This window comes from Streptomyces sp. NPDC102279 (assembly GCF_044766365.1).
Classification (GTDB): Bacteria; Actinomycetota; Actinomycetes; order Streptomycetales; family Streptomycetaceae; genus Streptomyces.
Map to the genome: position 1 here is coordinate 274,265 of NZ_JBIWLU010000012.1, position 13,844 is coordinate 288,108.

Consider the following 13,844-nt stretch of genomic DNA (forward strand, 5'->3'; position numbering starts at 1 on the left):
CCGGCCCGTGCTCCTCGTCCCGCCCGGCTCAGTCCCGTTCGCACACGAAGATCGCCGTGCCCGGGATCAGGTTGCCGCGCAGCGGGGACCAGCCGCCCCATTCCTGGGTGTTCCAGGCGGGCCACTGCGGCTCGACGAGGTCGACCAGACGGAAACCGCCGGCCACCACGTCCCGCACCCGGTCGCCGACCGTCCTGTGGTGCTCGACGTAGACCGCTCGGCCCTCGTCGTCCTGCTCCACATAGGGGGTGCGGTCGAAGTAGGACGCGGACACCGACAGACCCTCGGGGCCGGGCTCGTCGGGGAACGCCCAGCGGATCGGGTGGGTGACGGAGAAGACGAAACGGCCGCCCGGGCGCAGCACCCTGCGCACCTCGCGCAGCACCAGCACCTGGTCGGCGATGAACGGCAGCGCTCCGTAGGCCGAGCACGCGAGGTCGAAGGAGGCGTCCGCGAAGGGCAGCGCGGAGGCGTCCGCCTGCACCAGCGGCACTCCTCCGCCGATCCGCAGCGCGTGCTGGAGCTGGCGGTGGGAGAGGTCCAGGGCGACCGGGCGCGCGCCCTGCCCGGCCAGCCAGCGGGAGCACTGCGCCGCGCCGGCGCCGATCTCCAGGATGTCCTTGTCCTTGAGATCCTCCGGCGGGCCGAGCAGCTCGGCCTCCACCTCGTCGAGACCCTCGGGGCTCCACACGAACCGGTCGTCACCGAGGAACGTGCCGTGTTCGGTCTGGTACTCGTCCGCGTTCCGGTCCCACCAGCCCCGGTTCGCCCGCGAACTCTCGGTGAGATCGGCGGCGCGTCGGGTGGCTTCCGGTTCGAACGGTTCGGGCTCTTGGATGATCGGCTCCCTCGTCGTACTCTTCCGTCCAACCCGTCTCGGGCGTGTCACGGCAGAGGTGTTCGGCTGCCCGCGTGGCCTCGTGAGACAGGTCTTGTGCCGGGATTGCGGCGATCCGCCCCGGGTGTGCGCCTTCGCGCATTGACCCTGCCCGGCTGCCCCCGTATGCTACAAGTTGCGCTGCGGGCCTGCGCTCCTCAGACGTAGCAGGTAACGCTCGCATCTGTATGTATGTCCCCTCGGTTCTCGAGGCGCCACCGGGTGTTTTCCGGTTCGGCGTTTCTTTGGCTGTCCGGCTTCTACAGGGCGAAACGGGCTCCCGGCGTGAGCAGTCCTTCGACTCACTGTCCGTACCGGAGCCCTTTCCCACATGACGAGCAGCACCGAGACCACCTCTACCACGCCGCAGGTAGCGGTCAACGACATCGGCAACGAGGAAGCTTTCCTCGCCGCGATCGACGAGACGATCAAGTATTTCAACGACGGCGACATCGTCGACGGCGTAATCGTGAAGGTCGACCGGGACGAGGTCCTGCTCGACATCGGTTACAAGACCGAAGGTGTCATCCCGAGCCGCGAGCTCTCGATCAAGCACGACGTCGACCCCAACGAGGTCGTCAAGGTCGGCGACGAGATCGAAGCCCTTGTTCTCCAGAAGGAGGACAAGGAAGGCCGCCTGATCCTCTCGAAGAAGCGTGCCCAGTACGAGCGCGCCTGGGGCACCATCGAGAAGATCAAGGAAGAGGACGGCATCGTCACCGGCACCGTCATCGAGGTCGTCAAGGGTGGACTCATCCTTGACATCGGCCTCCGTGGCTTCCTGCCGGCCTCCCTCGTCGAGATGCGCCGTGTCCGCGACCTCCAGCCCTACGTGGGCAAGGAGCTCGAGGCCAAGATCATCGAGCTGGACAAGAACCGCAACAACGTGGTCCTGTCCCGCCGTGCCTGGCTGGAGCAGACCCAGTCCGAGGTTCGCCAGACGTTCCTCACGACCCTGCAGAAGGGTCAGGTCCGCTCCGGCGTCGTCTCCTCGATCGTCAACTTCGGTGCCTTCGTGGACCTGGGTGGCGTCGACGGTCTGGTGCACGTCTCCGAGCTCTCCTGGAAGCACATCGACCACCCCTCCGAGGTTGTCGAGGTCGGCCAGGAAGTCACCGTCGAGGTCCTCGACGTCGACATGGACCGCGAGCGCGTCTCCCTGTCGCTCAAGGCGACGCAGGAAGACCCGTGGCAGCAGTTCGCCCGGACGCACCAGATCGGTCAGGTCGTCCCGGGTAAGGTCACGAAGCTCGTCCCGTTCGGTGCGTTCGTCCGCGTGGACGAGGGCATCGAGGGTCTGGTCCACATCTCCGAGCTGGCCGAGCGCCACGTGGAGATCCCGGAGCAGGTCGTCCAGGTCAACGACGAGATCTTCGTCAAGGTCATCGACATCGACCTCGAGCGCCGCCGCATCAGCCTCTCGCTGAAGCAGGCCAACGAGGCCTTCGGTGCCGACCCGGCGTCGGTCGACTTCGACCCGACTCTGTACGGCATGGCCGCGTCGTACGACGACCAGGGCAACTACATCTACCCCGAGGGCTTCGACCCGGAGACCAACGACTGGCTCGAGGGCTTCGAGTCCCAGCGTGAGGTGTGGGAGACCCAGTACGCCGAGGCGCAGCAGCGCTTCGAGCAGCACCAGGCTCAGGTCATCAAGTCCCGCGAGGCGGACGCTCAGGCCGAGGCCGAGGGTGCCAGCACCTCCACCGCGGCTCCGGCCGCGTCCGGTGGCGGTGGCGGCGGCGGTTCGTACTCCTCGGAGTCGGACGACAACTCCGGCGCCCTGGCGTCGGACGAGGCCCTGGCGGCTCTGCGTGAGAAGCTCGCCGGCGGCCAGAGCTGAAAGGCTCCCCGCTAGGCAGTAGCTGAAAGAAGTGGGCCCGCACCGATTCGGTGCGGGCCCACTTCCATGGGGGTCCTGTTCTCCGGCAGGGGTCAGGGCGTCACCGTGATGTCGGTGAGCCCCTTGCCGCCCGTCACCGTGTTCGACGCGTAGACGGTGGTCCTGCACGAGGTGCTGTAGTTCGTGACGTTCACCGCGAGCTGCTTGTCGCCCGTGGCACCCCGCAGGTCCGAGGTGTTGCCGCGGAACACCGTGCCGCAGCCCCAGCCGGACTGCTGCGTGTGGGTCTCGTAGCCGTCGTTCGTGGTGGCGGTCCCCTTGTTGTTCTCCACGAGGACGTCGTTGCCCTTCACGTCGACCCAGGAGTCGTCGTAGTTGGCGCCGGTCAGTCCGCTGCCGTCGAAGGTGTTGCCGGTGATGCGGGCACCCGTCGTGCCCTCCTTGATGTCGACGTTCTCGCCGCCCACGTCCGGGCCGATCGTGTTGCCGCTGATCTCGACGCGGTCGCTCTTGTCCGAAGTCCCGCCGGCCGTGCCGACGTAGACGCCCTCGCCCATGCCGCGGCCGTCGTTGCCGGTGTCGTAGATCTTCGAGTTCCTGATCGCGCCGTCCGTGCTGGAGTTGCGGAAGTGGACGCCCTCCATGTCGAGCCCGTGGACGGTGACCGTGTCGACGACGACGCCCTTCGCCGAGTCGATCATGATGCCCTTCTGGCCGCCGGTGACGGTGATGCCCCGGACCGTCCAGTACGAGGCGCCGTTGAGGTGCAGCCCGTAGCCGCCGCCCGCCGTGAGGACGGCCTTCGCGGAGCCGGTGAGGGTGATGCGGGAGCCGGGGCTCGCGACCGTCGTCGTCTTGAAGTTGCCGGTGTACGTGCCGTCCGCGAGGTGGATGGTGTCGCCGGGAGCGGCCGAGGCGAGTGCCGACTTCAGCTGGGCGGCAGTGGTGACCTCGATGGTCTGGGCCGCGCTCGCGGTGAGGGCGGACGCCGGCATCCCGCCGGTGGTCAGTGCCGCGCCGAGCAGGGGGAGGAGAAGCGTGCGTCGGATACGCATGTGGGGGTGACCTTCCCGTCGGTTCGCAAGAAGACAGTTCTTGTACGTGAACTTTGGGCGCCCATCTGAACGTAAGGGTGCCCCGGTTCCGCGTCAAGGTCCGTACCGGGCCGGTGTGCGGGGAGGGAAACGTGGCGGATACACGAGTAACTGCAGGGCTGTAACCGGCCGTTGCCAGGATCCCCGGGTCATCCAAGATCGAGAGGGGAGCCGAAGACATGGCAGCACAGGAGCGATCGAGTGCGTCGAGCCGGCGCGCGTTCTTGCGCACCGTCGGCCTGACCGGCGGTGCCGGCGCGATGTTCGCCACCATGGGAGCCCTCGGCCTCGCGCCCACCGCGCAGGCCGCCCAGCGTGAACAGCCCTACCGGGCACCGAAGTCGGGCGATTTCACGCTCACCGGGAGAGGCGCCGCAAAGGTCGTGATCGTAGGCGGCGGCATCGCCGGGCTCGCCTCCGCCTACGAGCTCGGCAAGGCGGGCTACGACTGTACGGTCCTGGAGGCCAGGGACCGCACCGGCGGCCGCAACTTCACCGTGCGCGGCGGGGACACGACCACCGACCTCTACGGCAACACCCAGACGGCACGCTTCAGCGACGGCCAGTACATGAACGCCGGACCGGCCCGCATCCCGCAGTGGATGGTCACCCTCGACTACTGCCGCGAACTCGGCGTCCCCGTCGAGGTGTTCACGAACACGAACGCGGACGCGTACATGTACAACGAGTCGTCCGGCATGACCAAGCCGGTGCGCCACCGCACCGCGAAGGCCGACGTGTACGGCTACGTCTCCGAACTGCTCGCCAAGGCGACCGACAAGGGCGCCCTCGACAAGGAACTGACCGCCACCGACCAGGACCGACTCGTCGAGTTCCTCAAGGACTTCGGCGAACTCGGCGACAAGCTCGCCTACGAGGGCGGGCCGCGCCGGGGCTACACCACCGTCCCCGCAGCCGCCGGAACCCCGGGCGTCCTCCTCGGCGACGTCCCCGCCGCCTCCGAGGTCTTCGCCAGCGGCGTCGGCCGCTACTTCTCCTTCGAGTTCGAATTCGACCAGGCCATGCTGATGTTCCAGCCGGTCGGCGGCATGGACCAGATACCGAAGGCCCTCACCCGTGCCGTCGGAGCCCACCGCGTCCGCACCGGAGCCGCGGTCACCCGGATCACCGACAAGGGCCACGGTGTCACCGTCACGTACACCCAGGGCGGCCGCACGAAGTCCGTCGACGCCGACTTCTGCGTCGGCGCCCTGCCGCCCAACATCCTCGCCAAGGTCCCGCACAACCTCGGCTCCGGCGTCCAGAGCGCCCTGGAGGCGATCACCCCGCAGTCCGCGGGCAAGATCGGCCTCGAATACCGCTCACGCTGGTGGGAGCTCGACCACCGCATCTACGGCGGCATCACCGAGACCGACCAGGACGTCACCCACATCTGGCACCCCTCCTACGGCTTCAACGGCCGGCGCGGCGTCATGATCGGCTACTACAACTACGGCTCCGACGCCGACTCGTACGCCAAGCTCGGTCCCAAGGACCGCGAGAAGCGCGCGGTGGCCGCGGGCGTCAAGATCTACGGCGAGAAGTACCGCACCGAACTCGACTCGTCCTTCTCCCACCACTGGCGCCAGACACCGCACCTCGAAGCCGCCTGGCACGACACCCCCGGCGGACCCGACGACCCGCGCTACACGTCCCTGAACCGGCCCACCGGACGCGTCTACTTCGCCGGGGACTGGCTCAGCTACACCGACGCCTGGCAGCACGGCGCCTTCACCTCCGCCCGCAACGCCGTCAGCGCGCTCCACGCGCGCGTGCTGTCGTCGTAACGCTCCACGCGCGCGTGCCGTCCTCGTAACACGCGTGTGCTGTGCTCGTGGCGGTTCCCGTCACCGCGGGACCCCGGCCGTTCGTGGCGGACGGGAGAACGCGACGGGACGGCGGTGCGGAGCGCGGAACGGGAATGTCCGTGCTCCGCACCATGTTGTGCAGTACGAACACGAGGAGGAGCGGTCACAGTGCTTGATCCGCAGGGTTTGTACGCATGGGAGCCGAAGGGGCTGGCCGTGGTCGACATGGCACTCGCCCAGGAGTCGGCCGGTCTTGTCATGCTCTACCACTTCGACGGATACATCGACGCGGGTGAGACGGGCGACCAGATCGTCGACCGAGCCCTCGACTCGCTGCCCCACCAGGTCGTGGCCCGCTTCGACCACGACCGGCTCGTGGACTACCGGGCCCGCCGCCCGCTGCTGACGTTCAAGCGCGACCGCTGGACGGAGTACGAGGAGCCGACGCTCGACGTCCGCCTCGTCCAGGACGCCACCGGCGCCCCCTTCCTGCTGCTCTCCGGCCCCGAGCCGGACGTCGAGTGGGAGCGCTTCGCCGCCGCCGTCCAGCAGATCGTGGAGCGCCTCGGCGTCCGCCTCTCGGTGAACTTCCACGGCATCCCGATGGGGGTCCCGCACACCCGCCCGGTCGGCCTCACCCCGCACGGCAACCGCACCGACCTGGTGCCCGGCCACCGCAGCCCCTTCGACGAGGCGCAGGTCCCCGGAAGCGCCGAGTCCCTCGTCGAGTACCGCCTCATGGAGGCCGGACACGACGTGCTCGGTGTCGCCGCGCACGTGCCCCACTACATCGCGCGCTCGCCGTACCCCGACGCGGCGCTGACCGTGCTGGAGTCCATCACGGGCGCGACCGGCCTGGTGCTTCCCGGCATCGCGCACGCCCTGCGGACCGAGGCGCACCGCACCCAGACCGAGATCGACCGGCAGATCCAGGAGGGCGACGAGGAACTCGTCGCGCTAGTCCAGGGCCTTGAGCACCAGTACGACGCCTCGGCGGGCGCCGAGAGCCGCGGGAACATGCTCGCGGAACCGGTGGACATCCCCTCGGCGGACGAGATCGGTCTGGAGTTCGAGCGTTTCCTGGCGGAGCGCGAGGGCGACTCCTGACATCGCCGCCCGGCCGCCCGGCCGCCCGGCCGCCCGAGCCCGGATCCGGGGAGCGCGGGCGTCCCGGGCCGATGCCCCGTCGGTGCCAGGCCCTAAGCTGCCAGACATGCTGAAGGTGGGCCTGACCGGCGGTATCGGCGCCGGCAAGAGCGAAGTGTCCCGGCTCCTCGTCGAGCACGGGGCGGTACTGATCGACGCGGACCGCATCGCACGCGAGGTCGTCGAACCCGGAACTCCCGGGCTGACGGCGGTCGTCGACGCCTTCGGCAAGGACGTGCTCACGGCCGACGGCACACTGGACCGGCCGCGGCTCGGCTCGATCGTCTTCGCCGACCCCGAGAAGCTCGCCACACTGAACGCGATCGTGCATCCCCTCGTCGGCACCCGCTCGCGCGCTCTTGAGGACGCCGCCCCGACGGACGCCGTCGTCGTGCACGACGTGCCCCTGCTCGCCGAGAACGGCCTCGCCCCGCTGTATGACCTGGTGATCGTCGTGGACGCCCGCCCCGAGACCCAGCTCGACCGCCTCGTCCGTCTGCGCGGTATGACCGAGGAGGACGCCCGCGCCCGCATGGCCGCGCAGGCCCCGCGCGAAGAGAGACTGGCCGTCGCGGACATCGTCATCGACAACGACGTACCGCTCGCGGATCTGGAGCGCCGCGTGGCGGACGTGTGGGGCGATCTCGCGCCCAGGGCCCGGCAGCCCCAGGAATAGCATCCCGCGCGAGGGGCGTTGAACGGTTGCAGCGAGGGAAGGACTCTGCCGTGCCCGAGACCAGCGGACCGACCGGACGTACTCCGGAGACGCATGTCATCGACTTCCGTGCCGCGGAGCAGTTGCTCGGCGCGCGGGACCCGCAGGGCGCGGTGAAGCTCCTCGACCCTGTCATCGCCGCGCACCCCGAGAACACGGCGGCCCGGCTGCTGCGCGCGCGTGCCTTCTTCGCCGCCGCACAACTGCGCCCCGCGGAGCTGGAGTTCACGATCGTCCTGGAGCGTGAACCGGACAACGCGTTCGCGCACTTCGCGCTCGCCCGGACCTACGAGCGCCAGCGACGCCCCGAGCAGGCGAAGCGCCACTTCAGACTGGCGGCCGCACTCGACCCGAAGCCGCAGTACCTGGAAGCGGCGCGGTTCGACTCCTAGGACGCCTCCCGGCACTCCTCGCCGCCCCGTCCGTCCGGCCTCGGGGCGCTGAGGGATTCGCCTCAGGGGTGCGACGGCTTCGAGGGGTGCTGCGTCGGCGGACGCGGAGGGCGGGGCGGACGGGGAGCCGGCCGCTCGTCGACCGGTTCGTACGGCGGGACGTCACGGCCCGGCTGGTAGTGCGGCCCCTGCCGGATGTGCCGGACGATCATCGCCATGTCCACGGTGACGAGCAGCCACAGCACCGCGCAGGCCGCCGCCCAGCCCGGCCGTCCCGCCAGCACGAAGGCCACGGTCCCGGCGACGGCCCAGATCAGCCCCCACGCGCTCAGCCAGAACCGCAGCCGCAGAGCACTGCGCGCTGTCACCGGTTCACTGCCCGTACGCATCAGGATCACCGTTCCTATGGGGAAACGTACTCTTCGTGGTGCACGTTCACCAAAGGAGAGCGGCCCCGAGGGCGGCCGCCGGGGGAGGCGACAGTGCTGCTGAAGGAGCTGCGGGCGGACGCGAGGCTGGCCGAGTGGCTGAAGGACCTGGAGCGCGACGGCCCGCCCCGGGAGGCGGTGCGGATCCCGGACGCGGACGAGCTGCCCGACGTCCTGCTCGACCTGTCCGTGCCGCACGAGCACATCAACGAACTCGTGTCCCTGCGCGGCCAGTTGGCCGCCGATCCCGAGGCCGTGACGCTCCTCGCGCGGTGCGTCACCCGCTTCGTCCGCGACATGGGGGAGGTCGGCACGGCTTGGGAGCCGCCGGTTCTCCCCGCGTCGACCGGGGCCCTCGGCCGCTGCTTCCCCCTTTTCGTCTTCGTCGCCGCCCTCCCGTACGTCCGCTCCCACCATCGGGAACGCGGCATCCCGGAGGACGTGTCCCGGCGCACCCTCGCCGACCTGGGGCGGCACGTCTCGGTGCACCACCGGCGCCCGGGCGGCCCCGGACTGCTCTTCCCCTGGTGGATAGCCCTGCACTTCCACGGCGAGCTGTTCCAGCTGGGCCGCCTCCAGTTCCAGCGGGCGGTGCTGGGACAGCGCACCGGCCGTGCCGTCGCCGCGGCGGGCCTCGGCGCGGGACCCGGCGACCCCTGTCTCAGCCTGCACATCACCGACTTCCGGGGCCCGCTCTCCCCGGCCGCCTGCGACCGCTCGCTCACCCTGGCCCGCGCGTTCTTCGCCCGCCACTACCCCGACGAACGCCACGACATCGCCTACTGCCACTCCTGGCTGCTCGACCCGCAGCTCAAGCGGTACCTGGCGGCCGACTCCAACATCATCCGGTTCCAGGACCGCTTCGCCGTCGAGTCCGAGGAGACCGGCCCGGACGACGGGGTGCCGGTCGGGTTCGTCTTCGGCGACCCGGATCTGCCGGTCGACGGGCTGCCGCGACGCAGCAGCGTCGAGCGCGCGGTGGGCGACCACCTGCGCGCCGGCGGCCACTGGTACGGAGGAAGCGGCTGGTTCGCGCTGTAGGGCACACGTTCCCCTCCGTGGGACACCCGCGCGGCCTGCGTAAGGAACCCGCGTCAGCTCCGCGCAAGCCCCCTGTGCCCGCCCGAGGGCTCCTCCTCGTGGGCAACGAGAGTGACCCGAACGAGTGACAGGGGAGGGGAACGGCCGTGCGCATGCCGTCCGTTGGACGGACATGAGGATCGAGAAGCGTCAGGGATACGAGGGCACGGGACCCGGGGCCATCACTCCGGACGGCTGCGCGGTCGAGCTCTACGCCCGGCTGCCCGTCGGAAGCGAGCCGGACATCATCACCGCCGCGGTGCCGCCGGCCGCGCGCATCCTCGAACTGGGCTGTGGCGTCGGGCGGATGACCCACCCGCTGCTGGACCTCGGGTTCGCGGTCACGGCGGTGGACGAGTCCGCCGAGATGCTGGAGCACGTCCGCGGCGCGCGCACGGTGCGCAGCGCCATCGAGGACCTCGACCTCGGCGAGACGTTCGACGTGGTGATGCTGGCGTCGTTCCTCGTCCATGCCGGGGACGTCCGGGTACGGCGGGCCCTGCTGGACACCTGCGCCCGTCATGTCACCGACGGCGGCTGCGTGTTGGTCCAGCGCGAGGGCCTGGACTGGCACAGCGACGTCCCCCGCGAGCGCATCGATCCGGCCGGCTTCGTCGCCCGCATCCTGTCCGCCGACCCGGTCGGTGACGGGGTGAACTCGGTGCGCGCGGAGTACACGTTCCCGGACGCCACCTGGACCCAGACCTTCCTCTCCCGACCGTTGACCCGGGCCGCGTTCGAGGAGGCGCTGGGCGAGGCCGGCCTGAGAGTGGACCGGTACCTGACGGACGACGGGATGTGGGTGCGGGCCGTGAAGGGATGAGGCGGCTGGGAGCGGCGGAAAGGTGAGAGGCGTGGAAGAGGGAGAGAGCGGCGGAACCGTGAGAGGCGTGGAAGAAAAGGGGAGAGCGGTGGAAGGGGGAGCGGGCTGAAGGAGTGAGCCGGGGGTGCGGTGACGCGGGGGTCCAGGGCCTGTGGTGGGGCCGGAAACAGATCCCCGCTCCGCACCGATGAGTTCCCGGTATCCCCACGGTCTATCTCCTCGAAAGCAGCAACCACCGCTTCCTCACAGGAGACCACCGTGTCCGAGACCACCCTCCCCACCGCCACCGCCACCGCCACCTCCGCCCCGGCCGCCGCCAGCACGCGTTCCCGTCGTGCCCGGATCGCCCTGACCGCACTGCAGGTCGTGCTCGGTCTCTTCTTCGCGATCGCCAGCGCCGTGCCCAAGCTGATCGCCCATCCCTCGGCGGTCGAGTCGTTCGACAAGCTCGGCTGGGGCCACACGGGGATGTACATCATCGGGGCGCTCGAACTCGCCGGTGGCATCGCCCTGATGATCCCGCTTCTCGACTCGGTGGCGGCGGTGGCCCTGATGGCGCTGATGGCCGGCGCCTTCATCGTCAACGTCGTCATCCACGGCCCGTACCCGGCGACCCCGCTCATCCTGATGCTGCCGCTCGCCCTGATCGCCTGGGCCCGCCGCGGACACACGACCGAACTGCTCCACCTGGTCCGACGACGGGTGGGACAGCGCGCGTGACGACGGTCCGCGGACGGAGGGCTCCCCTTGAGCGGGGGAGCCCTCGTCGGCGTGCGGTGCTGGTGGCGGCGGTGGCAGGGGCAGGCGGGAAGCGAGCGGCGATCGGCGGCCCGCCATGGTGGGAGCGCTGACCGCGGCGGGTTCCGAGCAGGCCGACGACGCGTGTCGACGGGGGAGCGGACCGGCAGCTCCGATCATCGGCCCGAGCCGCCTCACCGGAGTCGCCTGACCGGAGTGGCCTCGCTCGAGCCGCCTCAGCGGAGTCGCCTCGCCCGAGTCGCTTCACCGGAGTCGTCACTGGATTCGCTTCACCCGAGCCGCCTCTCCGGAGTCGTCACTGGAGCCGCCTCACCGGAGTCGTCTCACCCGAGCCGCCTCGCCCGAGTCGCCTTCCCCGAGCTGCCCCGCCGGAGTTGCGGACGTGCCCGAGCCAGGCCGCCGGAGCTGCCCGAGCCGCACAGCCGCAGTCGGCTGCCCGAACGAGGCTGCCGGGCGCCGGTCCTACGAGCCGGAGGAGCGGCGGCCGGGGGAGCGGCGGGACGGTTCCGCGGAACTCGTGGGGCCACCCGCTCGCGCAGTTCCCGCGGCGGGGCCGGCGGACTTGACGGGGCCGGACGAGCCGGCCTCCATGCCGCGCAGGCGTTCCATGTCGCGGCGGTCCCGCTTGGTCGGGCGGCCCGCTCCCCGGTCCCTGATGCCGGCCGGGGCCACGGCCTCGCGGGGCGGGGGCGGCGGGCTGTTGTCGACGAAGCACTCGACGGCGACGGGCGGTCCGACCCGCTTGCGGATCAGACGCTTCACGACGACGACCCGCTCACGGCCGTCGTGGCGCAGCCGGACCTCGTCGCCGACGCGCACGCCGTACGCGGGTTTGACTCGTTCACCATTGACCCGCACATGCCCGCCGCGGCAGGCGGTGGCGGCCACCGAGCGCGTCTTGACGAGACGGACGGACCAGATCCAGACGTCGAGCCGCACGCTCTGGCCCGCGGCGGGACCGGCACCTGCGGCGGCGATCACGGCGGCGGCTTTCGCGGCGGCAGCGGAATCGGCCGGGGAACCGGCGTCGGCATCCGCCGGGGCGGTGCCCCCGTCACGTCCGTCGTCGTCCGTGGGGCGCCCGGCCGCCTCGCCCGCTGGCGTCGCACCGGCCGTGCCCGCGCCGCGAGCGGCCCGGCCGCCCGTACTCCGTGCGTCGCCACCGCCGTCGACGTCGCCCGGGCCACCGCCGTGTGCGCCGCGCGCGGAGCGGTCACCGGTGCCGCGTCCCCCGCTGCCGCCCGCACCCGAGCCGGCGGCGGCCCCACGTCCTGTTCGCGTGGTGGCCGCGCCGTCCATCTCCCCGTACGCGTCCTGAGAAGCCATGTCTCGACTCTAACGCCCGTCGTCCGGGACCCCGCACGGCTTTTCCGTCGCACGGACCACCCCGGATGCGGCCGCCCCGGAGTGCGCCGAGGCTGGCGGGTGAGGCCGTCCGGAGAACGACAGAGGGGACCGCGGTGGAGACAGCAGCGAAGGTCGACGCGTTGATGGGCGGTCTCCGCGCCGATCTGGAACGGCTCGCGGCCATCCCCTCCGTCGTCTTCCCCGGATTCCCCGCCGAGCCGGTGCAGGAGGCCCACGACCTCCTCGTGGGGATGCTGCACGACGTCGGGGTGGAGCGCGTCGAGCGGATCGACCTGCCCGACACGGCCCCCGTGATCTTCGGGGAGATCCCGCCGCCGAGCCCGGACGCGCCGACGATCCTCCTCTACTCGCACTACGACGTGCAGCCGCCGGGCGACGAGAAGCTGTGGTTGTCCTCGCCCTTCGAGCCGACCCCCGTCGAGGGCGGCCTGCGGGCGCGCGGCATCGCCGACGACAAGTCCAACGTGATCGCGCACCTGGGCATGCTGCGCGCCTACGAGGGGCGGCCACCGGTCGGAGTGAAGATCGTCTTCGAGGGTCAGGAGGAGTACGGCAGCCCCTTCGACGACTATCCGCCGAGCGACCCCGAACGGTTCGCGTGCGACGCGATGGTCATCGCCGACCTGGGCAATCTCCGCCCTGGCACCCCCACGCTCACCACCGGTCTGCGTGGTGCGTCCGAGGTGGTCGTCGAGGTGCGCACCCTCCAGGAGCCCCGGCACAGCGGGGAGTTCGGGGGAGCTGCACCGGACGCCCTGCTCGTGCTGCTGAACGCGCTGTCCACACTGCACGACGTGCACGGCGACGTGGCCGTGGCGGGGCTGCGGCGCGAGGAGTGGAGCGGGACGACGTACACCGAGGACGAGTTCCGGGATCTCGCCGGGGTGCGCGACGGTGTGCCACTGATCGGCAGCGGGAGCCTCGGGGAGCGGCTGTGGAGCGGTCCCGCGATCACGGTGATCGGCCTGGACGCGCCGAGCGTCGAACACGCGGCGTCGGCGGTCGTGCCGTACGCCCGCGCCAAGCTCAACCTCCGCTTCCACCCGCGCCAGGACGCGAAGGAGGCACGGGGGCTGCTGGTCGACCATCTGCGGGCGCTGCGGCCGTTCGGCGTCCCCCTCACCGTCACGCCGGGCGACACCGGGCCGGGCTACGAGGCGTCGACCGGCGGTCCCGCCTACCGGGCGGCGCTCACCGCGCTGCGCGAGGCCTGGGGCGAGGACGCGTCGTACGTGGCGACCGGCGGGTCCATCCCGCTGGTCAACGGGCTCGCGCGGGCCGCTCCCGACGCCGAGGTGCTGCTGTTCGGCGCCCAGGACAGCATGTGCAACCTGCACGCCCCCAACGAACGCGTCCTCTTCTCGGAGTTGCGCAACACGGTGGTCGCGATGTGCGCGTTCGTACGGGAGTACGCGGCCGGTTTCCGGCCGGGAGCCGCCTCATGACCGCCGGTGCCCTCCGCTCGGCCACGGACGGCCCCACCGCCACCGCCGCCTCAGGGGAGGCCGCCG

12 protein-coding genes and 1 pseudogene are annotated in these 13,844 nt (G+C 71.0%); 9 read left to right on the top strand and 4 right to left on the bottom strand.

Annotated features, from left to right (window positions below; translation table 11 throughout):
* Positions 1 to 28: 28 nt before the first annotated feature.
* Positions 29 to 889, bottom strand: a complete 861-nt coding sequence (locus ACIRQH_RS30155) for a class I SAM-dependent methyltransferase (RefSeq protein ID WP_358817038.1) — start codon at positions 887 to 889, stop codon at positions 29 to 31.
* A gap of 319 nt (positions 890 to 1,208) precedes the next feature.
* Between ACIRQH_RS30155 and rpsA the strand changes: the two genes are divergently transcribed.
* Positions 1,209 to 2,720, top strand: a complete 1,512-nt coding sequence (gene rpsA / locus ACIRQH_RS30160; protein WP_358817039.1) for a 30S ribosomal protein S1 — start codon at positions 1,209 to 1,211, stop codon at positions 2,718 to 2,720.
* 92 nt (positions 2,721 to 2,812) lie between these two features.
* On the opposite strand, the gene ACIRQH_RS30165 is transcribed toward rpsA, so the two are convergent.
* Positions 2,813 to 3,775, bottom strand: a complete 963-nt coding sequence (locus ACIRQH_RS30165; protein WP_404227814.1) for a right-handed parallel beta-helix repeat-containing protein — start codon at positions 3,773 to 3,775, stop codon at positions 2,813 to 2,815.
* Between the two features lie 299 nt (positions 3,776 to 4,074).
* Here ACIRQH_RS30165 and ACIRQH_RS30170 point away from each other — a divergent pair, with 299 nt between their 5' ends.
* The 4 genes from ACIRQH_RS30170 (at position 4,075) to ACIRQH_RS30185 (ending at position 7,875) form a co-directional block, all read left to right on the top strand.
* Complete coding sequence (locus ACIRQH_RS30170; protein ID WP_404227906.1) at positions 4,075 to 5,601, top strand: flavin monoamine oxidase family protein; 1,527 nt, start codon at positions 4,075 to 4,077, stop codon at positions 5,599 to 5,601.
* A 189-nt stretch (positions 5,602 to 5,790) separates the two neighbouring features.
* The gene (locus tag ACIRQH_RS30175; RefSeq protein WP_358817041.1) at positions 5,791 to 6,729 is read left to right on the top strand and encodes a PAC2 family protein; all 939 of its coding nucleotides are present in this window, start codon (positions 5,791 to 5,793) and stop codon (positions 6,727 to 6,729) included.
* A 106-nt stretch (positions 6,730 to 6,835) separates the two neighbouring features.
* Positions 6,836 to 7,444, top strand: coding sequence for a dephospho-CoA kinase (coaE, locus tag ACIRQH_RS30180; protein ID WP_358817042.1), 609 nt, complete (start codon positions 6,836 to 6,838; stop codon positions 7,442 to 7,444).
* Between the two features lie 50 nt (positions 7,445 to 7,494).
* Positions 7,495 to 7,875 carry a tetratricopeptide repeat protein gene (locus ACIRQH_RS30185; RefSeq protein WP_358817043.1) on the top strand — a complete coding sequence of 127 codons (381 nt, stop codon included), beginning with the start codon at positions 7,495 to 7,497 and terminating at the stop codon, positions 7,873 to 7,875.
* A 62-nt stretch (positions 7,876 to 7,937) separates the two neighbouring features.
* Here ACIRQH_RS30185 and ACIRQH_RS30190 read toward each other — a convergent pair whose 3' ends face one another.
* Positions 7,938 to 8,264, bottom strand: coding sequence for a DUF6343 family protein (locus ACIRQH_RS30190; RefSeq protein ID WP_404227818.1), 327 nt, complete (start codon positions 8,262 to 8,264; stop codon positions 7,938 to 7,940).
* Positions 8,265 to 8,357: 93 nt separating this feature from the next.
* Between ACIRQH_RS30190 and ACIRQH_RS30195 the strand changes: the two genes are divergently transcribed.
* From ACIRQH_RS30195 to ACIRQH_RS30205, 3 genes are all read left to right on the top strand, one after another.
* Positions 8,358 to 9,344 carry an acyltransferase domain-containing protein gene (locus tag ACIRQH_RS30195; protein WP_404227821.1) on the top strand — a complete coding sequence of 329 codons (987 nt, stop codon included), beginning with the start codon at positions 8,358 to 8,360 and terminating at the stop codon, positions 9,342 to 9,344.
* A 172-nt stretch (positions 9,345 to 9,516) separates the two neighbouring features.
* Positions 9,517 to 10,206, top strand: coding sequence for a class I SAM-dependent methyltransferase (locus ACIRQH_RS30200; RefSeq protein WP_404227824.1), 690 nt, complete (start codon positions 9,517 to 9,519; stop codon positions 10,204 to 10,206).
* A gap of 258 nt (positions 10,207 to 10,464) precedes the next feature.
* Complete coding sequence (locus ACIRQH_RS30205; RefSeq protein WP_404227827.1) at positions 10,465 to 10,926, top strand: DoxX family protein; 462 nt, start codon at positions 10,465 to 10,467, stop codon at positions 10,924 to 10,926.
* A gap of 501 nt (positions 10,927 to 11,427) precedes the next feature.
* Here ACIRQH_RS30205 and ACIRQH_RS30210 read toward each other — a convergent pair.
* A pseudogene (locus tag ACIRQH_RS30210) lies at positions 11,428 to 12,036 on the bottom strand (RNA-binding S4 domain-containing protein); the annotation flags it as partial.
* A 389-nt stretch (positions 12,037 to 12,425) separates the two neighbouring features.
* On the opposite strand from ACIRQH_RS30210, the gene ACIRQH_RS30215 reads away from it, so the two are divergent.
* A complete protein-coding gene (locus ACIRQH_RS30215; RefSeq protein ID WP_404227830.1) occupies positions 12,426 to 13,778 on the top strand; it encodes a M20/M25/M40 family metallo-hydrolase in 1,353 nt (450 codons plus the stop codon).
* Positions 13,779 to 13,844 lie beyond the last annotated feature (66 nt).